This is a genomic window from Streptomyces sp. ISL-98 (assembly GCF_018614055.1).
Classification (GTDB): domain Bacteria; phylum Actinomycetota; class Actinomycetes; order Streptomycetales; family Streptomycetaceae; genus Streptomyces; species Streptomyces spiramyceticus.
On sequence record NZ_JAGGPB010000096.1, the window covers coordinates 1 to 22908 of the forward strand.

Annotated in this window: 22 protein-coding genes; 11 read left to right on the top strand and 11 right to left on the bottom strand. The window is 67.4% G+C overall.

Translation table 11 applies throughout. From position 1 onward, the window contains the following. The 5 genes from J7I98_RS38835 to J7I98_RS41940 all read left to right on the top strand — a co-directional run. The coding region (locus J7I98_RS38835; RefSeq protein WP_214929775.1) for a phosphotyrosine protein phosphatase at positions 1 to 320 on the top strand (320 nt) is incomplete at its 5' end. Next, positions 317 to 1306, top strand: a complete 990-nt coding sequence (gene trxB, locus J7I98_RS38840; RefSeq protein WP_214929776.1) for a thioredoxin-disulfide reductase — start codon at positions 317 to 319, stop codon at positions 1304 to 1306. The genes J7I98_RS38835 and trxB, both read left to right, overlap by 4 nt. 27 nt (positions 1307 to 1333) lie before the next feature. Then, a complete protein-coding gene (trxA, locus tag J7I98_RS38845; protein ID WP_214929777.1) occupies positions 1334 to 1651 on the top strand; it encodes a thioredoxin in 318 nt (105 codons plus the stop codon). Positions 1652 to 1742: 91 nt separating this feature from the next. Continuing rightward, a complete protein-coding gene (locus J7I98_RS38850) occupies positions 1743 to 2849 on the top strand; it encodes an FAD-dependent oxidoreductase (protein ID WP_308378097.1) in 1107 nt (368 codons plus the stop codon). Beyond that, a complete protein-coding gene (locus tag J7I98_RS41940) occupies positions 2846 to 3142 on the top strand; it encodes a hypothetical protein (RefSeq protein WP_308378098.1) in 297 nt (98 codons plus the stop codon). The genes J7I98_RS38850 and J7I98_RS41940 overlap by 4 nt, the downstream gene beginning before the upstream one ends. On the opposite strand, the gene J7I98_RS38855 is transcribed toward J7I98_RS41940, so the two are convergent. Beyond that, a complete protein-coding gene (locus J7I98_RS38855; RefSeq protein WP_214929778.1) occupies positions 3135 to 3506 on the bottom strand; it encodes a helix-turn-helix transcriptional regulator in 372 nt (123 codons plus the stop codon). The two genes, J7I98_RS41940 and J7I98_RS38855, sit on opposite strands and share 8 nt — an antisense overlap. 164 nt (positions 3507 to 3670) lie before the next feature. On the opposite strand from J7I98_RS38855, the gene J7I98_RS38860 reads away from it, so the two are divergent. Continuing rightward, complete coding sequence (locus J7I98_RS38860) at positions 3671 to 4384, top strand: low molecular weight phosphatase family protein (protein WP_214929779.1); 714 nt, start codon at positions 3671 to 3673, stop codon at positions 4382 to 4384. A 105-nt stretch (positions 4385 to 4489) separates the two neighbouring features. On the opposite strand, the gene J7I98_RS38865 is transcribed toward J7I98_RS38860, so the two are convergent. From J7I98_RS38865 to J7I98_RS38890, 6 genes are all read right to left on the bottom strand, one after another. After that, positions 4490 to 6160 (bottom strand): hypothetical protein, encoded by a 1671-nt coding sequence (locus J7I98_RS38865; protein WP_214929780.1) that lies wholly within the window; start codon positions 6158 to 6160, stop codon positions 4490 to 4492. 194 nt (positions 6161 to 6354) lie between these two features. Then, positions 6355 to 7149: a response regulator transcription factor gene (locus J7I98_RS38870; RefSeq protein ID WP_214929781.1), complete on the bottom strand. Its 795-nt coding sequence runs from the start codon at positions 7147 to 7149 to the stop codon at positions 6355 to 6357. Positions 7150 to 7202: 53 nt separating this feature from the next. Next, entirely contained in the window at positions 7203 to 8051 is an 849-nt protein-coding gene (pstB, locus tag J7I98_RS38875; RefSeq protein ID WP_251021842.1) for a phosphate ABC transporter ATP-binding protein PstB, read from the bottom strand. A gap of 71 nt (positions 8052 to 8122) precedes the next feature. After that, complete coding sequence (pstA, locus tag J7I98_RS38880; RefSeq protein ID WP_214929782.1) at positions 8123 to 9034, bottom strand: phosphate ABC transporter permease PstA; 912 nt, start codon at positions 9032 to 9034, stop codon at positions 8123 to 8125. After that, complete coding sequence (pstC, locus tag J7I98_RS38885; protein ID WP_214929783.1) at positions 9031 to 9981, bottom strand: phosphate ABC transporter permease subunit PstC; 951 nt, start codon at positions 9979 to 9981, stop codon at positions 9031 to 9033. Before pstC ends, pstA begins: the two co-directional genes overlap by 4 nt. After that, positions 9978 to 10955: a PstS family phosphate ABC transporter substrate-binding protein gene (locus J7I98_RS38890; RefSeq protein WP_214929784.1), complete on the bottom strand. Its 978-nt coding sequence runs from the start codon at positions 10953 to 10955 to the stop codon at positions 9978 to 9980. The genes pstC and J7I98_RS38890 overlap by 4 nt, the downstream gene beginning before the upstream one ends. 345 nt (positions 10956 to 11300) lie before the next feature. On the opposite strand from J7I98_RS38890, the gene J7I98_RS38895 reads away from it, so the two are divergent. After that, positions 11301 to 13379 carry a PhoX family phosphatase gene (locus tag J7I98_RS38895; RefSeq protein WP_308378099.1) on the top strand — a complete coding sequence of 693 codons (2079 nt, stop codon included), beginning with the start codon at positions 11301 to 11303 and terminating at the stop codon, positions 13377 to 13379. 82 nt (positions 13380 to 13461) lie between these two features. Here the strand turns inward: J7I98_RS38895 and J7I98_RS38900 are convergent, their stop codons facing one another. After that, positions 13462 to 13680 carry a hypothetical protein gene (locus J7I98_RS38900; protein ID WP_214929785.1) on the bottom strand — a complete coding sequence of 73 codons (219 nt, stop codon included), beginning with the start codon at positions 13678 to 13680 and terminating at the stop codon, positions 13462 to 13464. 728 nt (positions 13681 to 14408) lie between these two features. Between J7I98_RS38900 and J7I98_RS38905 the strand changes: the two genes are divergently transcribed. Together J7I98_RS38905 and J7I98_RS38910 are read left to right on the top strand one after the other, a co-directional pair. Next, positions 14409 to 15611, top strand: coding sequence for an acyltransferase family protein (locus J7I98_RS38905; RefSeq protein WP_214929803.1), 1203 nt, complete (start codon positions 14409 to 14411; stop codon positions 15609 to 15611). 147 nt (positions 15612 to 15758) lie between these two features. Continuing rightward, positions 15759 to 15929 carry a hypothetical protein gene (locus tag J7I98_RS38910; RefSeq protein ID WP_214929786.1) on the top strand — a complete coding sequence of 57 codons (171 nt, stop codon included), beginning with the start codon at positions 15759 to 15761 and terminating at the stop codon, positions 15927 to 15929. 90 nt (positions 15930 to 16019) lie between these two features. Here the strand turns inward: J7I98_RS38910 and J7I98_RS38915 are convergent, their stop codons facing one another. Next, complete coding sequence (locus J7I98_RS38915; RefSeq protein WP_214929787.1) at positions 16020 to 16421, bottom strand: MerR family transcriptional regulator; 402 nt, start codon at positions 16419 to 16421, stop codon at positions 16020 to 16022. 400 nt (positions 16422 to 16821) lie between these two features. Between J7I98_RS38915 and J7I98_RS38920 the strand changes: the two genes are divergently transcribed. Next, positions 16822 to 18324: a SulP family inorganic anion transporter gene (locus tag J7I98_RS38920; RefSeq protein WP_214929788.1), complete on the top strand. Its 1503-nt coding sequence runs from the start codon at positions 16822 to 16824 to the stop codon at positions 18322 to 18324. Between the two features lie 271 nt (positions 18325 to 18595). Here J7I98_RS38920 and J7I98_RS38925 read toward each other — a convergent pair whose 3' ends face one another. Beyond that, entirely contained in the window at positions 18596 to 20638 is a 2043-nt protein-coding gene (locus tag J7I98_RS38925) for a glycosyltransferase family 2 protein (protein ID WP_214929789.1), read from the bottom strand. Between the two features lie 688 nt (positions 20639 to 21326). Then, the gene (locus tag J7I98_RS38930; protein ID WP_308378100.1) at positions 21327 to 21521 is read right to left on the bottom strand and encodes a helix-turn-helix domain-containing protein; all 195 of its coding nucleotides are present in this window, start codon (positions 21519 to 21521) and stop codon (positions 21327 to 21329) included. Positions 21522 to 21699: 178 nt separating this feature from the next. Here J7I98_RS38930 and J7I98_RS38935 point away from each other — a divergent pair, with 178 nt between their 5' ends. Further along, entirely contained in the window at positions 21700 to 22587 is an 888-nt protein-coding gene (locus tag J7I98_RS38935; RefSeq protein WP_214929791.1) for a DUF5655 domain-containing protein, read from the top strand. The last annotated feature ends 321 nt before the right edge of the window (positions 22588 to 22908 follow it).

The following is a 22908-nucleotide window of genomic DNA, read 5'->3' on the forward strand; positions in this document are numbered from 1 at the left end:
GCGTCGAGGTCCGCTCGGCGGGATCCAACCCCGGCAACGCCGTGAACCCGGCCGCCGTCGAGGCGATGGCCGAGGTCGGCATCGACATCTCCGCCGAGACCCCGAAGATCCTCACCGTCGACGCCGTCAAGGAGTCCGACGTCTGCATCACGATGGGCTGCGGCGACACCTGCCCCGTCTTCCCGGGCAAGCGCTACCTCGACTGGAAGCTCGAAGACCCGGCCGGTCAGGGCGTTGAGGCCGTACGCCCGATCCGCGACGAGATCAAGACGCTCGTCGAGGGCCTGATCAAGGAGATCGCTCCGGAGCCCTCCAAGTGAGCGCCGGCACGGATGTGCGGAACGTCATCGTCATAGGCTCCGGGCCCGCGGGCTACACCGCAGCCCTCTACACGGCCCGAGCCGACCTCAAGCCCCTGGTCTTCGGCGGCGCGATCTTTGTGGGCGGCTCGCTGACGACGACGACCGAGGTCGAGAACTTCCCCGGCTTCCCCGAGGGTGTCCAGGGCCCTCAGCTCATGGAGGACATGCGGGCGCAAGCCGAGCGCTTCGGCGCCGAGATGATCGACGACGACATCGTCTCTGTCGACCTGACCGGCGACATCAAGGAAGTCACGGACTCCGCGGGCACCGTTCACCGCGCGAAGGCCGTGATCGTGGCGACCGGCTCCGGCTATCGCAAGCTGGGCCTGCCGCGTGAGGACGAGCTCTCCGGGCGCGGAGTGTCGTGGTGCGCCACCTGTGACGGGTTCTTCTTCCGCGAGCGCGACATTGTCGTGGTCGGCGGCGGCGACACCGCGATGGAGGAGGCGACTTTCCTCACCCGCTTCGCGAAGTCGGTCACCGTCGTCCACCGGCGCTCCACCCTGCGGGCCTCGCAGGTCATGCAGAACCGCGCCTTCGCCGACGACAAGATCTCCTTCGCCTTCGACAGTGAGATCGCCGAGATCAAGGAGGAGGGCGGCATGCTCTCCGGCCTGACCCTTCGCGACGTCATCACCGGCGAGACGCGCGACCTCGATGCGACCGGGCTGTTCATCGCGATCGGCCACGATCCGCGCAGCGAGCTCTTCAAGGGCCAGCTGGAGCTGGACGACGAGGGCTATCTCCAGGTCGAGGCTCCCTCGACCCGTACGAACATCCCGGGCGTCTTCGCCGCCGGCGACGTCGTCGACCACACCTACCGCCAGGCGATCACCGCGGCAGGCTCCGGCTGCGCGGCCGCCCTGGACGCCGAGCGCTACCTCGCCGCCCTCGCCGACACGGGGAACACGGCTGAGCCGGACAAGACCCCGGCCACCGTCTGACACGCAGCACCCAAGAGGAGGTCTCCCATGGCCCTCAAGAACACCACCGACGACTCCTTCGAGCAGGACGTCCTCAAGAGCGACAAGCCTGTGCTTGTCGACTTCTGGGCCGCCTGGTGCGGCCCGTGCCGCCAGCTCCCCCTCGAAGCGATCGCGGCCGCGCACGGCGAGAAGATCGAGATCGTCAAGCTCAACATCGACGAGAACCCCGAGACGGCCGCCAAGTACGGCGTCATGTCGATCCCGACCATGAACGTGTACGTCGGCGGGGAAGTCACCAAGACCATCGTCGGCGCCAAGCCCAAGGCCGCCCTCGAGCGCGACCTCGCGGACTTCATCGCCTGATCACACCCGCCGCCCGGCAGCGGTCGCGCGCTGCCGGGGCGCGTGCTGTCCTATCCCTGACCTCGTACGCACCCTCCCCCGGAGGCCCACGGTGACCAGCAAGCGCATCGTCGCGATCGGCGGAAGCGACGCGGGCATCAGCGCCGCGCTCCGCGCCCGCGAACTCGATCCCGACAGCGACGTCACCGTGGTCGTGGCAGACAAGTACCCCAACTTTTCCATCTGCGGCATCCCGTACTACGTGTCCGGCGAGGTGGCGCACTGGACGCACCTCGCCCACCGCACCGCCGAGGGCCTCAAAGCCACCGGCATGCAAGTGCGTACGAACACACGGGCCACCTCCATCGACGTGGCCGGGCGGCGGCTCGTCGTACGCGACGAGGACGGCCGGGCCGAACTGCTGTCGTACGACGCTCTGATCGTGGGGACGGGCGCGGTCAGCATCCGCCCGCCTATCGAAGGGCTGACGGGCCCGCAGGCTCTGGGCGCGCGGGACGGTGTTCATCTGCTGCCCAGCATGGGCGACACCTTCGAGGTGATGCGCAGCATCGAAGAGCGTCGGCCGGCCAAGGCGGTGGTGATCGGCGCCGGTTACATCGGCCTGGAGATGGCCGAAGCACTCACCACCCGCGGCATCGCCGTCACCCAGATCGAAGCCCTGCCCGAGGTCCTGCCGACTGTCGACCCCGAACTGGGCGCCCTGGTCCACGCCGAACTCACTGACCACGGTGTGGAGGTCGTCACCGGGACCACCGTCTCCTCAGTCTCACGTGAAGGCGACAGGCTGCGGATCCGGGCAGCCGGACCCGGCGGCGAGTCCCTGAGCCGGGACGTCGACCTGGTTCTGGTCGTGGTCGGCGTCCGGCCGGATACGGCACTCGCGGTCGACGCCGGGGCGCGTACCGGGGCCAAGGGTGCGATCGACGTCGACGAACACATGCGCACCTCGCTGCCGGACGTGTACGCCGCCGGGGACTGCGTCATCACCCACCATCGGCTGCTCGGCCCGACCTGGGTGCCGCTGGGCACCACCGCACACAAGCAGGGCCGCGTTGCCGGTGAGAACGCGCTCGGCGGAAACCGCCGCTTCGCGGGGAGCCTGGGCACGCAGGTGGTGAAGGTCTTCGACCTCGTCGCCGCCCGTACGGGGCTGCGTGAACACGAGGCACTTTGGTGGAGCGCGGCTGGAATCCAGTGACGACCGCGTCCAGCCCGGACGACCACAAGGCGTACTACCCGGGAGCCACGCCGATCTCGGTACGGGTCACCGGCGATGCCACCAGCGGTTTGCTCTTGGGCGCTCAGCTTGTCGGGCGGCGAGGCGCGGAAATCTCCAAGCGCGTCGACGTATTCGCGACGGCGCTGTTCCACGGGATGGAGGTCGACGGCATCAGCGACCTTGACCTGTCCTACACCCCGCCGCTCGGCTCCCCGTGGGACGCCGTCCAGGTCGCCGCCCAAGCGTGGGTGCGGGAGACCAGCCTCAGCTGAGCGGGTCCAGGATGTCCCGGACGCGGCGCAGACCGTCGTTGTTGACCGAGAACCAGGACCAGGTGCCCCGGCGTTCACGGTTCAGCAGACCCGCCTCGGTCATTATCTTCAGGTGGTGGCTGACGGTGGGCTGGCGAAGGCCGAGGCATTCGGTCAGGTCACACACGCACGCTTCTCCGGCGGGGGCCCGCTCGATGATGCGGAGCAGTTGCAGACGGGTGGGGTCGGCGATGGCCTTGAGCATGTCGGCGAGGCGCTGGGCTTCTTCGCGTTCGATGAGCAGGCAGGCAAGCCCTGACGTACAGGACTGCGTCTCCGCCTCGTCCACTGCCGCCTCGGCTGCTCCGTATGCAGTGATAGCCATCTATTCACCATAAGGGCGTTCGAGTGAGGCCCCGGGGCCCCGAGGGCCCCTCGGGCGTGTGTTCACTTAGCGTTCACTTTCATTGCAGCCTATCCCGTACATAGATGATTACCTATGCTTACGGGTGGGCGGCAGCACGCCTCCCTCCTCGGAAGGGATGCGCGATGGACGAGCAAGCTCCCGTCGGACCGCCCACACCACCGCTGCGAGACAGCCGCGCCGTCCTCGAACGCATCACCATCAGGCTCTCCGCGCGCCACAGCCGGGCCTACTCCCGCGAGACGGTGTCCCGCTACGTCGACGAGTGCGCCGAGCTCCTGTCCGCCCGGGCCCGGGTGGGCAAGCACCTCCCCGTACTGGTCGAACGCTTCGCCGACCAGCGGCTCGGAGCGCTCGCACGGGGCATGGGCCTCTCGCCGAAGCCGGTCCCGGAGGTCCTCTTCGTCTGCACGGAGAACGCCGGCCGCTCGCAGCTGGCCGCCGCCTTGCTGCGGCACGAGGCGGGCGGGGCGGTCCGAGTGCTGAGCGCCGGATCGGAGCCCGGCGCCGACATCGCACCAGTCGTACGCCAGCTCCTTGCCGAGGACGGACTGGACGTCGACGGGGAGTTCCCCAAGCCGCTGACCCCCGAGGTGGTCACCACCGCCGACATCGTCGTCACGCTGGGCTGTGGCGATGCGTGTCCCATACGTGCGGGCCGTCGCTACCTGGACTGGGACCTGCCCGACCTGAGCGGCCTGGACATCGAGAGCGCGCGAGCGGTACGCGACGGACTGCGCGTACGAGTCGACCACCTCGCCCAGGAACTCCTCGACCCGGGCAGTTCTGACCAGGGCCCGGGGCGGGGTTCTGGCTCTGCGTCCATTCGAAGCGCGTGATCAACCACCTTGCGAGGGGGCGACGGTGCCCGACCTAACCTCCGCTTCGTCGACGGGCATATCACCGACCTCGAATCCCACTCGTCGACACCCCACCGTTCGTGATCATTCGCCGGGTTCGCTCTCCTCCAGGAGAAGCGAGACGAGCAAGCACTCAGCAGCCATCAGAAGCGACCTCACCTTCGTGATGTCGCCCTGCGACGCGTGCTTGATGCCCTGGAGCGTCCCGCGGATACGCCGGTGCATTGCGGCGAACGCATCCGACTGGGCCTCAACGAGTTTGCGGTCGCCGGCGAGATTGCGCGCAAGATACTTGGCCCGCAGCGCATGGGGCGGCCGGGTCTCGCCTTCCCACTCCTGCTTCGGGCGTTTCTCGGCTTCGTGCCAGGCGCGGACCTTCTCGTCCGGGGCAGCCGCACGAAACGTCCGGTCCACCGCCTCGATGACGCAGTTGGCAGCCTTCACAGCGGCGGCCGGCCCGGCCCGGCGGATGTCGTCCCATGCACCGTCCAGCAGCTCGGGCACGTGCTTGTCGAACGAACCCAGCACCGCATAGAGATCGGCGAATGCGTCAAAGCGAGCGGCTTGCCAGGGAGCGAGGATTTCCTCCTCGACCAACTCGGCCGCCTCGGTGAAATCACCGTCAGTGTCCTCGGCGACGAGGGCGTCCGTACTGACCAGCGCGAGGTTCGTACGACCGGTGACCGCCGACGCCCACAGCCCGGGCTCCTCCGGAAATTCCAGCGACTGGGCCAGGGAATTCGCCCAGCGCAGCACCGGACGACCGCTGAGCTCTCCCAGGAGCCGCCGACCGCGGTCGCGTTCCACCATCCAGTCGGTCAGACGAACCTGGGTGCCGGCCAACCGGGCCAGCTCCGTGAGCGCAGAGGAGGGGACAGCAACGTTCTTCAAGGCCGCTTCAAGCCGACTGTTCGCCTCCAACGAGATCCGCCAGCTCGCCAGGGCCCCCGGCCCCGTGGCGACTTCCGCCAGCCGGGCCGTTGCCGAAAACTGCGCCAACCGGCCAAGCCCGGGAGTCAGCTCGTCCAGTCCCCGCAGATTCGCCGCCGCCGCGGCCAGCCCACCCGCCGCGAGCCCCAAGCGCTGAGATCTCTCGCTGCCCAAGGTCTCGAAAGCACTCTGCGCGCGCGAAGCCCAGGTCGCGTAGTCCCGCGCTGCAGCGGCAACAGTGAAGGCCCCGCCCGCCACGGCGGGTCGGACCCGGGCAGCAAGTTCCGACAGGACCTTTCCTCTGGAGGTCTCCAGCTGCTGAGCGACTTCTGCCATCAACCCTGCCCGCCCCGATGCCCCGGCCCGGCTGGCGATCTCCATGAGCGAGCTGATGGCATTGGCCTGCCGGGCAATCTCGGCCGCATAGCCACTCGCACCAATCGTGCGGGCGATGTCGGCGGCAAGAGGCCCGGACTGCCGAGAGCTCAACCGGGCGGCAGTCTGAGCGAGACCGCTGGAATGCGTGGCGCCGGCCTGGCGGACGATCTCGGCAAGCGCATTGCCGACCTTGGGTTGCGGGGCTGTCGCGGCTGCCCGACGTGCTGCGTCGGCGAGCGAACCGGCATGCGCCGCACCCGCCCGGCGGGCGGCTTCGGCGAGCGCATCCGACCGCCCGGCGCCCCGGCTGCTGGCGCTCTCCGTGAGCGATGGAGTGGACGACGCGAGTATCTCGTCACGAGCCGGACGGGCGGGGTCCGATGTCGGCGTTGCCTCTGTTGTCGGTTCCGTTGGCTCGTCATCGTGGCCGTCTTCTGCACGTTCCATGTGTGCGGCTCCTCGCCCTATCGACCGGGGTACCGTCTGCGCCGTAGGCCAGAAGGGCTACCCAACGTCACGATAGCTGCGGCCACTGACAACACCCCAGGATTTCGGTCGAGGGATCAACGAGACGCTGAGCCGGACACCAACACTCGTCGATCAGGGCACGGGCGCAACGATGATCGCGAGCCGGGCCCCCACTACACCGTGGGTGTGGGGTGAGAGGAGCCGACCGTGGCTTGTCGACGGTCCTTGGTGCTGCATTCCAGGCGGTAGCCCATGCCGCGGATGGCGTCGATCGTGCAGCAGCTTCCGGAGTCTTCCCGCAGGCGGTTGCGTACGCGGCGGACGTGGACCGTGAGGCTGTTGCTCCCCAATGACTGGACACCCCAGATCGCCTGGGTCAGTTCGCTGCGGCTGACGACCCGGTTGGCATGCTCCATCAGGTAGCGCAGCAGCATGAATTCACGTACCGGCAACTGCAGCGAGCGGCCGCGTACGTAGACGTGAAAGCCTGCCGCATCAAGCTCGATATCACCGACGACCAGGGTGGGCGCGGAGCCGTCGCCCGCTGTACGGCCGCCCATCAGCAGCGGCAGGATCTCCCCGGCCCGGTACGGGCGGGCCACGACGGCGACCGCGCCGGCCGCCAGCGCCTCGGTGGCCTCGGCCGTGCCGTCGGGGCCCGCGCCGACCATGACCGGGACGGGGTGCAGGCGTGAGATCAGCTCGGTGACCGCCGCCGCGCCGACGACCGGCAGCGGGGCGCCGAGAAGCACCGCCCGGGGGTGGTGGGCGCCGACCTGGAGGAGGGCTTCGGCGCCGTCGTGGCAGACGATGGTGCGTATGCCCGCTCCCGAGAAGCGTTCGACCGTCGCGTCGGCCAGCTGTACGTCGGGCTCGGCCAGCAGCAGGTCGGGGGTCTTGCCGTCTTCTGCGCCACTGTGACCGCCGGTCGTGGCGGTCACAGGTGGCCGTTGTGCGTCGGGTGTCACCCGGGTACTCCTTCACGGGAAATGCGCAAAGGGGCGGACGTCAGACAGTTCTGTCAGCCGAAACGGCCGGAGATGTAGTCCTCGGTGCGCTGGTCGGAGGGGTTGGAGAAGAGGCGGGCGGTCTCGTCGTACTCGACCAGCCGTCCGTGGCGCTCGCCCTTGTCGTCGACGTCCGCGGTGAAGAAGGCGGTGCGGTGCGAGACGCGCGCGGCCTGCTGCATGTTGTGGGTGACGACGATGATCGTGAACTCCTGGGACAGGTGCTCCATGAGGTCTTCGATCCTGGCGGTGGCGATCGGGTCCAGCGCCGAGCAGGGCTCGTCCATGAGGATCACTTCGGGCTTGACCGCGATGGTGCGGGCGATGCACAGGCGCTGCTGCTGGCCGCCGGAGAGGGCCAGCGCCGAGGTCTTGAGCTTGCCCTTGACCTCGTCCCACAGCGCCGCATGCGTGAGCGTCTCCTCGACAAGGTCGTCGAGATTGCCCTTGAAGCCGCCGACCCGCGGTCCGTAGGCGATGTTGTCGTAGATCGACTTGGGGAACGGGTTGGGCTTCTGGAAGACCATGCCGATACGGCGGCGGACCTCGATGGGGTCGACGTCCCGCCCGTACAGGTCTTCCTGGTGGTAGTGGACCTTGCCCTGCACGCGCGCCGTGGGCACCAGGTCGTTCATGCGGTTGAAGCACCGCAAGACGGTGGACTTGCCACAGCCCGAGGGGCCGATCATCGCGGTGATCTGGCGGTGGCCGATGTTCATGTTGACGTCGCGGACGGCCTCGTGGTCTCCGTAGAAGACCGACAGGCCGCCGACCTCGAAGACCGGGCCGTCCAGGGACGGGGCATCGCGGAAGGCGACTTGCGGGGTCCGGGTGCCGCCGGTGGTGTCGGAAGGAGGGGTCATCGCGGTCTCCTGCGGAGAGTCAACTTCGGTTGTGGTGAGGTCGGTTGTGGAGGTTGCGGAGTCCATGGCGGTCACCAGCGGCGGGAGTAGCGGTTGCGGAGCCAGATCGCCACGGAGTTCATCGCCAGCAGGATCACCAGCAGGATCACGATCGCTGCGGACGCCAGCGCGGTGAACTCGGCACGGGACTGGCTGATCCAGTTGAAGATCTGGATCGGCAGGACGGTGAAGGAGCTCTGCGCGCCGGTCGGGTTGAACGTGATGAACGTCAGCCCGCCCAGGAGCAGCAGCGGGGCCGCCTCACCGATGGCGCGGGACAGGGCCAGGATCGAGCCCGTCGCCATGCCGGGTACGGCAGCCGGCAGCACCTGGCGGCGGATGGTCTGCCACTGGGTCGCACCCAGCGCCAGGGACGCCTGGCGGATCGACTGCGGTACCGCGCGGATCGCCTCGCGGGAGGAGATGATCACCACCGGCAGGACCAGTAGCGACAGGGTCAGCGAGGCCGTCATGACGGTCTGGCCGAAGCCCAGGCCACGGGAGATGACGCCGAGTCCGAGGATGCCGTAGACGATGGAGGGCACTGCGGCGAGGTTCTGGATGTTGATCTCGATCGCGCGGTTCCACCACCGGTTGGGGTCGGCGTACTCCTCCAGGTAGATCGCGGTGAGGATGCCGGTCGGCAGGCAGTACAGCGCGGTGAACGCGATCACCCAGACCGTGCCCATGATCGCCGACTGGGCGCCGGCGTTGGACGGGTCGATGATGTCGGGGAAGTTCGACCAGATCCGCGAGTCCAGGCGGGGCCAGCCCTCGACGATCACATAGGTGAGCAACGAGGCGAGGAAGACGGCGGCGACAGCCAGCGACGCCCACAGGCTGAGGTGGAAGAACCGCTCGCGCCACGGAGTGCCGCGGCCCTTCAGCCGGGGGACCTCGGGCATGCCGGTGGTGGCGGGTCGTTCGATGACGGGAGAACTCATTCGTACACCTCGCGGTACTTGCGCACGAGACGGATGCTGAGCAGGTTCATCACCAGTGTCATGACGAACAGCAGGGAGCCCACCGCGAAGATCGTCTGGTAGCCGATGGAGCCGGTGGGCAGGTCGCCGATGCCGGCCGCGGCGATGAACGCCGTCATGGTCTGCATGCCTTCGAGCGGGTCGAAGGACAGGTTCGGACGGCCGCCCGCGGCGATGGCGACGATCATCGTCTCGCCGAGCGCGCGGGAGATGCCCAGCACGACGGCGGCGACGATGCCCGACAGCGCGGCGGGCACGACGACGCGGGTGGAGACCTGCATGCGCGAGGATCCGAGGGCGAACGCGCCGTCGCGCAGGGCGCGCGGCACCGCGCTCATGGAGTCCTCGGCGAGTGAGGCGATCGTGGGGATGATCATGATGCCCATGACGAAGCCGGCGGCCAGCGCGTTGAAGACCTGCGGGCCCTCGCCGCCTGGCCAGATGTCCTGCAGCAGCGGCGTGATGGCCTTGAGCGCGAAGAAGCCGTAGACGACGGTGGGGATGCCCGCGAGCACCTCCAGCAGCGGCTTGAAGACCTTGCGCACCCGCGGGTTGGAGTACTCGCTCAGGTAGATGGCCGCGCCCAGCCCCAGCGGCACAGCGACCAGCAGGGCGATGAACGTGACCATCAGTGTGCCGCCGACGAGTGGCAGGACACCGAAGTGCGGCGGCTTGAACAGCGGCGACCAGTTCGTGCCGCTGATGAAGTCTCCGAAGTCGACCTTGCCGAAGAACGTGATCGCCGGCGGGATCAGGGCGATGACGATGCCGATCGTGGTCAGCACCGAGACCAGGGAGGCGGCCACCAGGAGGACCTTGATGACCTTCTCGCCGTAGCGCGGCTGGGACCGCTTCAGGAAGCCCAGGCTTCCTGAAGCGGTCCGCTGCCCCAGGGAAGGCGAACTCATGACTTGTGCTGCTCCCGCAGCGTCTCGAGGTCCTTCTTCAGCTCGGTCTCCTGCTCGGAGTTCAGCGGTACGAACTGGGCCTTCTCGGCGATGTCGGCGTTGTTCTCGACGTAGAACTCGACGAACGCCTCCACCTCCTTCTTCTCCAGCGAGGTGGCCTTCGGGTAGATGAACAGCGGCCGGGACAGCGGCTTGTAGGTTCCGTCCTGCACGGTCTTGACGCTCGGCGCGACGCAGCCGTCGCCGCCGTCGATCTTCAGGGCCTTGAGCTTGTCCTTGTTCTCCTCGAAGTAGGAGAGGCCGAAGTAGCCCATGCCGCCCTTGGATCCGGAGACACCCTGGACGGTGACGTTGTCGTCCTCGCTCGGGCTGTAGTCCGTACGGGACGCGCCTTCTTCACCGTTGATCGCGTCGGTGAAGTAGTCGAAGGTGCCCGAGTCGGTGCCGGCGCCGAACAGCTCCAGCTTCTGGTTCGGGAACTTCTTGTCGACCTGGTTCCAGTTGGTGACCTTGGAGCCGGGCTCCCAGATCTTCTTCAGCTGCTCGACGGTCAGGCACTCCGCGAAGTCGTTGTCCTTGCTCACCACGACGGACAGACCGTCGTTGGCGACCGTGAACTCCTCGTACTTGACGCCCTTCTTGTCGCAGGCAGCCTTTTCCTCGTCCTTGATCGCACGCGAGGCGTTGGAGATGTCGGTCTCACCGGCGCAGAACTTCTCGAAGCCGCCACCGGTGCCCGAGGTGCCGACAGTGACCTTCACGCCCGCGTTCTCGGCCTGGAACAGCTGGGCCGCCGCCGTGGACAGCGGCGCCACCGTGCTGGATCCGTCCACCTTGATGGTTCCGGACAGTTTGTCGCCACTGCCGCCCTCCGAGCCCGCGTCGGCACCGCCGCACGCGCTCGCGGCCAGCATCACGGCCGCCGTCAGAGCCAGGGGAGCCTTGGCTCGGCGCAACGAAGTGGGAATGTTCACGTGACTCTCGATCCTCGTGTCTGCCGGGTTTCCCGGCGGTGTGGATGAGGGGCGCAGTGAGCGCCGGTCGGACACTTGGATCGAAGCGCGTCTATATGAACAGGCGGTGTATGAGAGGCCCCACAGCGATGAACGATAGCCGTTCATCTATATAGATAGATCATGATGAAAGGTGACGGGAGAAGGGTCCCTCAATGGCCGCACCCGGAGGTCTCGCGCCTCCAAGTGGCCAAAGTTTGAGCGGTGTTCACCATTCGGCTGTCTCGCTCCGCGCTGCCCGCGCCTACCGTCTCAGATCGACGACCGCCTATCTATAGGCCGGACGTTCCCACCTTTACCCCTCGCGTGGAGGCAAACGTGCTCGACCAGCCCGGCGACGGCGCCGCCAGAAAAAGGGAGCTTCCCCTGCTTCCCTCTCACAACACCGCCCGCTCCGCACTGACCTGTCGCTACCGCTGCGGAGACGCGTGCTCCCACGACGCACCCAACCGCTCCCTCAACACCTACTTCGGCGACATCGCCCGCCAGGCGCTCTCCCGCAGAGGCGTCCTCAAGGGCGGCGCCGTCCTGGCAGTGGGGACGGCGGTCGTCACGGCGCCCCTCACGCCGGCCGTGGCCGGCCCGGACTCCAGCAGCAGCCACCTCCCGCGCGGCCTGCGCTTCGAACCGGTACCGCCGAACACCGCGGACGCCATCACCGTGCCGCCCGGCTACGCGCACCAGGTCGTCATCCGCTGGGGTGACCCGGTCCTGCCGGGCGCCCCGCGCTTCGACGCCCGCAAGCAGAGCCCGAAGGCCCAGGCCCTCCAGTTCGGCTACAACTGCGACTACATGGCGCTCCTCGACCTGCCGCACCGGCGCAGGCACCAGCTGCTGGTCGTCAATCACGAGTACACCAACGAAGAGATCATGTTCTTCGGGTACGACCCCGCCAGCCCGACCCGCGAGCAGGTCGAGACAGCGTGGGCGGCCCACGGGCTGAGTGTCCTGGTCGTCGACGCTGACCGCGACTCCGGACGCATGTGGCCGGTCGCCGGGGACGCCCTCAACCGGCGTATCACCGCGACCACGCCGTTCAGGCTCACCGGGCCGGCCGCGGGCAGCGACCTGCTCAAGACCAGCGCCGACCCGACGGGCCGCACCGTCCTGGGCACCCTGAACAACTGCGGCGGTGGCATCACCCCGTGGGGCACCGTGCTCTCCGGCGAGGAGAACTTCAACCAGTACTTCGCCAACGCCGTCACCGTCACCGAGCCCGTCGCCAAGCAGCGCCTGGCCCGCTACGGCCTGCCCGCCGGAGCCAGCGGCCGCAAGTGGGAACGCTTCGACGCCCGCTTCGACATAGCCAAGGAGCCCAACGAGCCCAACCGGCACGGCTGGATAGTCGAGATCGACCCGTACGACCCCGACTCCGTCCCGCGCAAGCGCACCGCCCTGGGCCGCTTCAAGCACGAGGCCGCCGAGCCCCGCCTGACCGACGACGGCCGGGTGGCGCTCTACATGGGCGACGACGAACGCTTCGACTACCTCTACAAGTACGTCTCCACCCACGCGTACAAGAAGGGCATCAGCCGCGCGGCACGCGAGCACAACCTGCGCCTGCTCGACGAGGGCACGCTGTACGTCGCCATGTTCACCGGCGACTCCCCGGCCGCCGAGATCGACGGCACCGGCAAGCTCCCCGAGGACGGGACCTTCGACGGCGGCGGCGAATGGATCCCGCTGGCCAGCGGAAACAAGTCCTTCGTCACGGGCATGACGGCCGAAGAGGTGTACGTATTCACGCGCCTGGCCGCCGACAAGGCGGGCGCCACCAAGATGGACCGCCCCGAGGACGTCGAGCCGCACCCGCACACGGGCCGCCTCTACGTCGCACTGACCAACAACTCCGACCGCGGCAAGGCGGGCAAGGCCGACCCGGACGAGGCCAACCCCCGCACCGGCAACAAGCACGGCCACATCCTGGAACTGGACGAGCGCCACTCCGACGCGGGCGCGAAGTCCTTCCGCTGGCGCCTCATGCTGGTCTGCGGCGACCCGGCCGACCCGTCGACGTACTTCGCCGGATACGACAAGTCCGAGGTCAGCCCGATCTCCTGCCCGGACAACATCGCCTTCGACGAGCACGGCAACCTGTGGCTCGCCACCGACGGCAGTGCGCTCGGCTCCAACGACGGCCTGTTCGTCGTCCCGGTCAAGGGCCCGCACCGCGGACACGTCAAGCAGTTCCTGACCGTCCCCAAGGCCGCCGAGACCTGCGGCCCGATCATCACCGAGGACCGCATCCTCATCGCCGCCCAGCACCCGGGCGAGGCCGACGGCGCCACCACCGAGAAGCCCGCCTCCGTCTGGCCCGACGGACCGGGCAGCATCCCGCGCCCCTCGGTGATCACAGTGTGGGCCGAGAGGGACCGCCGTTCCTGACACCGCTTGCCGGCCCGAGCCCGCGACCGCGCGGCCCGGGCCGACCCGCTACCCGGCCAGCCTCTTGATGACGTACGCCGCATCACGCCCCACGCCCCACGCCCCGCAGCGATGCGGAGGCGTTCTTGTGCTGGTACTCCAGGCCGACGTATCCAAGTCGTGAGCTGTACGCCGAAGAACGCAGAACCGCACCGCTGAAGCCGTCCAGGCCGGGCAGCGCAGGTATGTGCGGGTTGCCGAACTCACCGGACGCGGCGATCACATGCGTGGCACCGAGTTCGAGGCCGCCCTCGGTGAGCACGGCGAATCCACCGCAGCGAGCGCATGGAGGGCGAACTCTTCGCACCCGTACGGCTGGAGGCTGCCTGCCACCTGGCCCGGTGCACCGACGCGGCCGGTGCGGAGGCACTCAACCGCTCCCGGCACTCCAGAGTGAGGCTCTGACCAGGGTCCTCGACAAGGCCCAGCTCGCCCACTTCCCGGACCGCTGGCGGCCAACTCCTTCGAACGTGAATTCCCTGACGCCCCTCTCGCCCCTCTCCTCGCCGCACACGAGTAAGCCCCGACCTGGGACGCCTCTTCCTGGACCCGGGTGGAGCCGCCCGGACGAGGCGTGGCAGCTTGTCCGTCAGTAGCCGCACAACTTCACCTTGTGGCAGGGTTTGGAGGTGCGGTTCGGCGGCCAGGAGGCTCGGTCTGTCGTCTCGGGCCTCCCGGGATCGGTCGCCCCCCCGGGCATTGCGATGCTGCGGCTCCGCGCTCATGCGTTGCGTAAAGCACAAGTAAAGTGCCTGGTAGAGTCCATGTTGTGAGGGTCGTCGCTCCCTTGCCGAGCATCGGTGAGGCGTTTCCTCAGCGCCCGTTCCTGCTGTCTGGGCCCTCCGCGACCATCGCATCTAAACGGCTTGCGAAGCGAAATTTACTGAAGCATCCCTACTGTTACGCGAAAGTAGAGATTTCTTGAACGACGTGCCTCGGTCCGACGGATTCGGTCTCAAACTCGGCAAGGCTGCGGTCGGCGGGCCGGCGGTGGCGGAGTCGGCGCTCCGGCGCAACGAGCCCCAAGCGGACGTGTCGTCCTCGGCCGCCGTGGCCGTACAGCAGCCGCCGCAGCCGCAAAGAGGGCAGCCGGCTGCGGCCGGTAAACGGGATGCGTTCTTCGACAACGCGAAGTACCTGCTGATCGTGCTGGTGGCCGTGGCGCACTCCTGGGAGGCGCTGGAGGGCAGCCGCGCCACCAAGGCCATCTACATCTTCATCTACACGTTCCACATGCCGGCCTTCATCGTCATCTCCGGCTATCTCTCGCGCAGTTTCGCCGCCCGTCCCCACCAGATCAAACGTCTGGTGACCGGCATCGCCGTGCCATACGTCGTCTTCGAGGTGGCGTACTCGCTGTTCAAGCGGTACGTCGATGACGCACCCGATCACGCGATCAGCCTGCTGGACCCGTTCTTTCTCACCTGGTTCTTGGCCGCGCTGTTCATCTGGCGGCTGACGACTCCGCTGTGGCGCCTTCTGCGCCACCCGATGCCGGTAGCGCTCGGCCTCGCCGCGCTCGGGTCGGTCACCCCTGACGTGGGCGCCGACCTCAACCTTCAGCGGGTGTTGCAGTTCCTGCCGTTCTTTGTGCTGGGGCTGTGCCTCAAGCCCGAGCACTTGCAGATCGTGCGGCGGCGTGAGGTCCGGTTGCTGGCTGTGCCGCTCTTCGTCGGTGCCTTGCTGTTCGCGTACTGGGCCGCGACCCGGATGAAGACCAGCTGGTTCTTCCGTACCAACAGCGCCCAGGAGCTCGACGGCCCGTGGTGGCTCGGCCCGGTCATGACCTTCGCGCTCTTCGGCTGTTCCCTGCTGCTGACGGCCGCTTTCTTGTCCTGGGTGCCTCGTCGGCACATGTGGTTCACGGTCCTCGGCGCGGGAACGATCTGCGGCTATCTGCTCCACGGATTCGTGATCAAGGGAGCCAAGTACGTAGGGATCTTCGACACGTACACATGGCTGAGCCACCCCCTCGGCAAGGTCGCCGTCTCGCTGATGGCCGCGGTCGCCGTCACCCTGATGTGCACCCCGCCGGTGCGCCGGATCCTCCGGAGCGTGACCGAACCGGAGATGGCTTGGGCCTTCCGTCAGGACGTGTCCGGGCGGACCGCCATCCGTCCTCCAGCCGGCTCCCCGGGGCGGTCACGAAGCGCCGGAGTTGCAGGCGATCGCCGCCCGTCCACTCTCACGTAGGGCAACGGTATGCGGCTCGCTGCAGACCGGCTGGTCCGTAAAGGCATGTGAAAAAAGGGCGGTTGTGCGTGCGGATCAGGGGCGACTCGGCCCACCACTCTACTGTTTCGTTAGAGTAGTGTTGCTCGCCGACCATGCGGTGCCGGCTTGCTGACGCGTACGCACAACACGGAGTGCACCGACCAGCGCGGCAAACCCGAGCGGGTGCGCACCTACCGGGCGGATGCGCTGACGGTGGCCTTTCCGCGCGGCCCCGCCGACGGCGGCACGTACAGCTGGATTCAGCAGCCGAGCGACGGCACCTGCTGGTGTTACTGAAGCAGCCCTACGCCTTGGTGAGGCAACGGGCTGTCCGGGCGCAGCGCAGAGCGTCGCCCGGAAGCGAGCACTCGCCTGTCGTGCACGTCGTCACCTCCGTGTCCCCAGCCTCCGGCGGAGCGTGCTGGCGAAGTCCTCGGCTGCCATCAGCTGCGCGCGCAGCGTCTCGCAGCGGGCGTCAGCGACCCTGCGGTAGGTGTCCAGGCGCTCGCGCAGCCGGTCCCGCTCTTCGCCCGTCGGAGGGTCGTCGACCGCGGCGATGCGGTCAGTGATCTCCAGCAGGTCGCGCATCTCCTCCAGGGAGAAGTCCAGCGGCTTCATCCTGCGGATCACCATCAGGCGATCGACGTCGGCCTCGGTGTAGAGGCGGAAGCCGCCCTTGCTGCGCGCGGAGGGGATGACGAGGCCGACTTCCTCGTAGTGCCGGATCGTGCGCAGCGACAAGCCCGTCCGCTCGGCCACCTCGCCGATCTGCATCTGCCGCTCAGTCATTCTCCGTGCCTTCACCTTCTGCGTTCCGCCGGACTACGAACACTTGAAGTGCGCCAGCATACGTGTCTGGAATCACACGGTCCGAGGGCCTGTTTACCTGCATTTCACAAGCCGCAACTCGCACTCTGCCCTCACGTCAGAGTAGAGTCTTTGGCGAGGGTGCCCGCGCTGTGCAGGTGCGGCAAGGGCAGCCCCGCCAGAGGGGGCCCTGATCGGGCCCGTCTCCACCCGCAGACTTCCGGGCAATGATGCCCGACCGGCAGCCACAGCGGCTGCTCTTCCATCCGGCAGGGCCCCCATCGAGGCCGGGCCGCCGGGGATTCCGCCCCTTGGTGTGGAGTCGAGTACGACGCGTGGGCATCCAGCGGATGGGTGTGTGCGCCCGAACAGGAACGGTTGCATGTCTTCACCGCTGTCCGTAGTTCCCAAGCTGCGCATGTCAAGGCCCGACTGGCTCGCCTCCCCGAAGGTCTTCCGCACCGAGGTGCTGGCCGGCCTCGTGGTCGCCCTGGCTCTGATCCCCGAGGCGATCTCCTTCTCGATCATCGCCGGGGTCGACCCGGCCGTCGGTCTGTTCGCGTCCTTCACCATGGCCGTGGTGATCTCGATCGTGGGCGGGCGCAAGGCCATGATCTCCGCCGCGACCGGCGCGATTGCCTTGGTCATCGCCCCGCTCAACCACGAGTACGGGCTCGGGTACCTGATCGCCGCGGTCATCCTCGGCGGCATCATCCAGATCGTTCTCGGGGCCCTGGGCGTCGCCAAGCTGATGCGCTTCGTACCGCGCAGCGTCATGGTGGGCTTCGTCAACGCCCTCGCCATCCTGATCTTCATGGCCCAGGTGCCCGAGATGCGGGACGTGCCGTGGGCCGTCTACCCGCTGATCGCCGCCGGCCTCGCGCTCATGATCTTCTTCCCCAAGGTCACCACCGTCATCCCGGCCCCCCTGGTCTCCATCGTCATCCTGACCGTGATCACTGTTGCCGCCGGCATCGCGGTGCCGAACGTCGGTGACAAGGGCGACCTGCCCTCGTCCCTGCCGGTTCCGGGCCTGCCGGACGTGCCGTTCACGATGGACACGCTGACCACCATCGCCCCGTACGCCCTCGCTTTCGCGCTGGTCGGGCTCATGGAGTCGCTGATGACCGCCAAGCTCGTGGACGACATCACCGACACGCACTCCAACAAGACCCGCGAGTCCATCGGTCAGGGCATCGCCAACATCGTCACCGGCTTCTTCGGCGGCATGGGCGGCTGCGCCATGATCGGCCAGACCATGATCAACGTGAAGACGTCCGGCGCCCGCACCCGGCTCTCCACTTTCCTCGCCGGCGTCTTCCTGATGGTTCTGGTCGTCGTGTTCGGGCCGGTCGTCTCGACCATCCCGATGGCGGCGCTGGTCGCGGTGATGATCCTGGTTTCCATGGCGACCTTCGACTGGCACTCCATCCAGCCCAAGACGCTGGGGCGCATGCCCGTCGGCGAGACCACCGTCATGGTCGTCACCGTCGCCGCTGTGGTCGCCACCCACAACCTCGCCATCGGCGTCGTTCTCGGCTCGATCACCGCCATGGTCATCTTCGCCAAGCGCGTCGCCCACCTCGCCGAGGTCTCCGGGGTCGTCGACCCCGACGGCAAGCAGGTCGTCTACGCGGTCACCGGCGAACTCTTCTTCGCCTCCTCCAACGACCTCGTCTACCAGTTCAACTACAAGGACGACCCGGACGACGTCGTCATCGACCTCACCGACGCCCACATCTGGGACGCCTCATCGGTCGCCGCCCTGGACGCCATAGAGACCAAGTACGCCCAGCGCGGCAAGAAAGTCACCATCGTCGGCCTGAACAAGCCCAGCGCCGAGATGCACGACAAACTCGCAGGCCAGCTCACCGCCGGCCACTGAGCACCGACCGCCCTTGTCCGCCGTCCACGGATGGCGGACAAGGGCGGTTCTCTGTGCGCGAGCCGGCGACGACTCGCGCCCTGATCACTTGCCCCCGGTCGGGTATGTATCGCTTTCGCTGCGTACAACTGCGAACCGCCAATGGTCAGGTGGCTCACCTGGGTGGACGGGGCCGGCTCCCTTCCAGGTCTCCGGAAAGCCGCCTGCCCCAGAAGTCTTGCCACGCTCACCACTCACGCTCATCGACCGCTCATGAGTCACGCTCGGCGTCCTACCGGTTGTGATCCCCGGAAAGGCGTTTCGCTGATCTCCGGGCTACCGCCGCCAGACGGCGGCGCAACGCGCCGCGCAGCCGAAGCCGGTCTACCCGCAGGGCGAGCTGCCCGCCGTGCGCCTCCGGCTTCACGCATCTCGTCAGGTCTCGATGCACTGGCGGCAGGGGCGTCGTGGCCGGGACCTCGATCGACCAGGCTCTGGTGTCTCGTCCGCTGACCGCAAGCCGGACGGCCATCCGCCACGTGCCGTGTGCGAGCCCAGTCACGGGAATGGAGACGGCGAAACCTGTGGCGGTCGGAACACCGGATCCCAGGAATTCGACGCTTTCGCCGTCTTGATTCTCCAGTCGTACGCCGAGCGCAGAAGCAGGGAACGCTGCGAGCGTCCAGTCTCCCCGGACGTGCAGTTCGTCTGCCGGCATCCACGTGACTTCGGTCTTGAGGAGCCGGCGGGGCACGCGGTGCTTGTTTTCACCGACATCGACGGTCAAGTTGCCGTACGGCTGGGTGTAGTACAGGGCCGCTGCGAAGATGCCGTCAGCACCTGCGACGACATGAACTTCTGGCTTGGTGCTGACTGCGGGCAGCCGTTGATGACCGATGCGGAATTCTTTGCAGACCCCTGCGGCATCGAGAGCGAGGAGGACGTCCCAGAGCCCCTTCCGCGGGCGCCCACCGTCGGCAACTGAAGCAAGATCGACGGTCACAGTGAAGCCTCCAGGAGGCGCAGCCTGCTGCCCACTCCCGGCTGTGTCATCAGGAGGGGGAGTGGCCACAGCCTCAGCCGGGACTCGGTACTCGACCCCCGAGTTCCGCTCACGCAGCACGAGTTCCGTGCTGTAGGGCACGGCGAGGACGTCCTGCAGAAAGGCGTGACCGGTCAGGGTCAGTCGGCTGTCCTCCAGGCTCACTGAATCGAGCCGATGACGGACCGAAAGGTCCCGCGTCACGTCATACACATGGTCGGGAATGTCCAGCACGCCATCCCGGAAATGTGGCAGCCGGGCATACGCGCGCCCGCTCTCCACGAGGATGTCGGGGTGCTTGCCTGCGGAACGGATACCGAGCCCGAGCCGCTCCATGGCGACCAGCTCATCGAGATGGCCCCGCAGGATCAGCTCGCACCGCAACCGCGTAATCGCGTTGACTCGATCCCGGAGAGAGCCGGGGTAGCAGCGCGTCAGCAGCTCACGCAGCTCGTGGAATCCTAACTCCTGAACCTGCCGGTCGCTCTCCTCGGCCAGATGGATCAGGGCGTGGTGCAAGTCGATGGTCAGATGCCGGTTCATCAACCTGTCACGGTCAGGGCCCGCAGGCACGTTCTCCTCGACCACATCGACCATCATCCCAAGCGTCCGGATGCGCTGCTCCGCACCCCGCGTGGTCACAGTGATGTTCTGACCGTCGTCGCGCTTGACGATGAACAAGCACTCGTAGTCGGCCACGACCGAGATGCCGTCGGCGCGCAGATAGGCGAGGGCCGTGAAGAGCTGGTCCTCGCAGACCTTGTAGCCGACGGGGAAACGCAGCTTGTGCCGCTCGACGAGCTCCCGGCGAATCAACTTGAGCGGGTTGAGAGCCCAGTACACCCGCGAATTGAAGACGTCGGTACGCGGCTGATTACGGGCGAACATCGACGCCGGCGCGCCACGTCCGTTGACCCCGACCATCTTGCCCAGAACCACATCGGTGCCGTTGGCCTCGGCCATCTGGAACATGCGCTCCAGTGCTTCCTCGCCGAGATAGTCGTCAGCGTCGAGGAAGAAGACATACCGTCCACGCGCCTGATCCAGACCCGCGTTGCGTGGAGCGGAAGGGCCACCGGAGTTCTCTTGGTGGAACACCTGGAACAAACCCGGGTAGAGCTCGGCGAACCGCTCAAGTTCCTTACCTGTGCCGTCCGTCGAGCCGTCATTGACCGCGATGACCTCCAGCCGGTCGCGGCCGATGCTCTGCCCGACCACTGAAGTCAGGGTCTCAGTCAGGTACGGCATCGCATTGTATGCACCGATAATCACTGAAATATCGGGTGTAGGCATGAACGTGCATCCACTCCGTCTAGCCAAATGGTTCGCCGCAGGGCGCGACTGATCGCGGGATGGACCCCCCGAGCCGGACGGGGCACGCGAACGCGGGCCAGCCAGCGTCGAGTAAATATACTCTAACGAGAGAGCAAAGTCGGTAAAGCTTCTTATGATCAGAACCTGCTGGCCAGAGCCATGGACAGGCGGCGACTAGCCGTACGCCCTTGCTGCAACCTTGACGTCTCTGGAGAGTGCTACCGCCTGTGCCGAACTGGTCGTAGTCCGCTGGGTGCGGGTGAGGGCATCCTCGGCGTTCAGCGCGCGTTCGCGGACGATGGTTGCGAACCGCAATACTCCTGGCTGAAATCCGAGGCTTGCCACCCAGCTGCTCGTTTGACGGATGGCGGGGATCTCCCTGTAAGCAACACAAATCCACCCTGCGTGCGTAAGGAGCGGTGGGCGAAATTGAGCCGACAATCCCACCCGTCGGACTCGGCTCGCGGAACGGCACGCCCCGCAGCTACTCACGGTGGTCGGTATCGATCCAGATGCGGCCGTTGCTTTGAGCATTCAGCCACGGCCCCGCGCTGTGCCGCCAGCCCTGTGCCTCCCCCGACCGGCGGGCAGCCTCTACTGGCGCCGCCCCGTCCTGGATGCGCCCAGCGCTGCGGAGACCAGCTGGTCCGCACGTCCTTGCCCCGGGCTACTGCGGCGCGTGGTGTTCGACTGGGGTGCTGCTGTACTCCGGCTCGCCGCTTTCGAGCACCCGAAGCAGAGACGTGGTGACGATCCGCGTGCTGCGGCCGATGCGGAGTACGCGGCACGGGAACTTTCCCTGGCGAACCAGGTCGTAGCCCTTCGCCCTGGAGAATCCGAACGCCTTGGATGCTTCCTCCACGCTCCCTGTCCCGCCCCAGGTGGCACGGATGTGCGTGGGACTGTACCGGGCATCCTGTATTGCGCTGTTCTGTGTGTGCATGTCTGGGTGTTGAGTCCTTTTCAATACGGGTTTCGGCGGCGGAAATATCCCTGGGCCCTGTGACGTTCTCTTCTGGCGTCGTGGTCGTGCAGGGGGAGTGGTGGGCCTGAAACTGTTCAATGTGACGGGTAGCGTGACCGAGGTCGTGCCGCGTCTTGCTGAGGTCGAGGCGGACGTGCAGGACCTCGTCGAGGCGCATATGGAGACGATGCTGGGTGTGCGATTTCTGGCGAGCGAGTTCGTCATCGGCTGTGTCGACGGCGGGCGGATCGACTCGTTGGGGATCGACGAGAACGGCGCACCCGTGGTCGTCGAGTACAAGCGCGGCACCGACGCTGGGGTGATCAATCAGGGCCTGTACTACATGTCCTGGCTCATGGCCCATAAGGACGCCTTCCGGAACCTGGTCCGCGATCGGCTCGGGGCGACGGCCGCTTCCCAGATCCTGTGGAGCGCACCGCGGCTGATCTGTGTCGCCGGCGACTTCACCCGCTATGACGCGCATGCCGTACGCGAGCACCGGCGCAGCATCGACCTGGTCCGCTACCGGTACTACGGCAACGACCACATCGGCCTTCAGACCGTGGCATCGGTCACCGGACAGTCGGTCGCTGCCAGACGAGTTCGTCGGCGTGCGGCCGGGCTGCCGACTGCCCGAAGGCAGGACGGCGCGATGAGCGAGCTGGCCGTGGCGGTCGACGAGGCTCTGCTTGGTCTCGGGGACGGCGTCACCCGGGTCCAGCGCAAGCAGTACCGCGCCTACCAGAGACTGCGGAACTTCGCGTGTGTCTGCCCGCCGCAGCAGACCAAGCTCCTCGTCTATCTCAAGGCTGACCCGAAGGAGGTCGACCTTGTTCCGGGCTTGACCCGGGATGTGACGGGGCTTGGTCACCACGGCACCGGCGATTCGGAGCTGCAGCTGCGTACGGAGCGGGACCTGGAGCGCGCCCAGGACCTGTTCCGCCTCAGCTATGCCGCGGCGTAGCGGGCCGGTGGCCGGCGCGGTCGTGTGCGGCCGGGATGTGTAGTTGTGGGCTGCTGTCGTGGCGCGGCCTTTCGACGTGGCGGTCAGGGAATGGCGGTGGATCTACAAGGATGCGGCGGATCGCCGGTTTGGCTAACCGGTGATCCCCCGCTATGTTGCGCGCCGGCTCACCCTCGCTACGCGAGGCCCAGAGCGACATGGTCGCCCTGGGGCCACTCGCAGGTCTGGCGGGGCCTGGTTCATGCGAGCTCTCTCAGCGGGCGGCCGAACGTGGGGAGGCGCCGTGGCGCGCGTACCGGGCTTGCGAGTTCGGCCGGCTGT

Excerpts from the sequence above, each read along its gene's own strand:
- J7I98_RS38860 (WP_214929779.1), top strand. The coding sequence starts at position 3,671 with ATGGACGAGCAAGCTCCCGTCGGACCGCCCACACCACCGCTGCGAGAC.
- J7I98_RS38920 (WP_214929788.1), top strand. The coding sequence starts at position 16,822 with ATGTCTTCACCGCTGTCCGTAGTTCCCAAGCTGCGCATGTCAAGGCCC.
- J7I98_RS38915 (WP_214929787.1), bottom strand. The coding sequence starts at position 16,421 with ATGACTGAGCGGCAGATGCAGATCGGCGAGGTGGCCGAGCGGACGGGC.
- pstB (WP_251021842.1), bottom strand. The coding sequence starts at position 8,051 with ATGACCCCTCCTTCCGACACCACCGGCGGCACCCGGACCCCGCAAGTC.
- J7I98_RS38925 (WP_214929789.1), bottom strand. The coding sequence starts at position 20,638 with ATGCCTACACCCGATATTTCAGTGATTATCGGTGCATACAATGCGATG.
- J7I98_RS38865 (WP_214929780.1), bottom strand. The coding sequence starts at position 6,160 with ATGGAACGTGCAGAAGACGGCCACGATGACGAGCCAACGGAACCGACA.
- J7I98_RS38855 (WP_214929778.1), bottom strand. The coding sequence starts at position 3,506 with ATGGCTATCACTGCATACGGAGCAGCCGAGGCGGCAGTGGACGAGGCG.
- pstA (WP_214929782.1), bottom strand. The coding sequence starts at position 9,034 with ATGAGTTCTCCCGTCATCGAACGACCCGCCACCACCGGCATGCCCGAG.
- pstC (WP_214929783.1), bottom strand. The coding sequence starts at position 9,981 with ATGAGTTCGCCTTCCCTGGGGCAGCGGACCGCTTCAGGAAGCCTGGGC.
- trxA (WP_214929777.1), top strand. The coding sequence starts at position 1,334 with ATGGCCCTCAAGAACACCACCGACGACTCCTTCGAGCAGGACGTCCTC.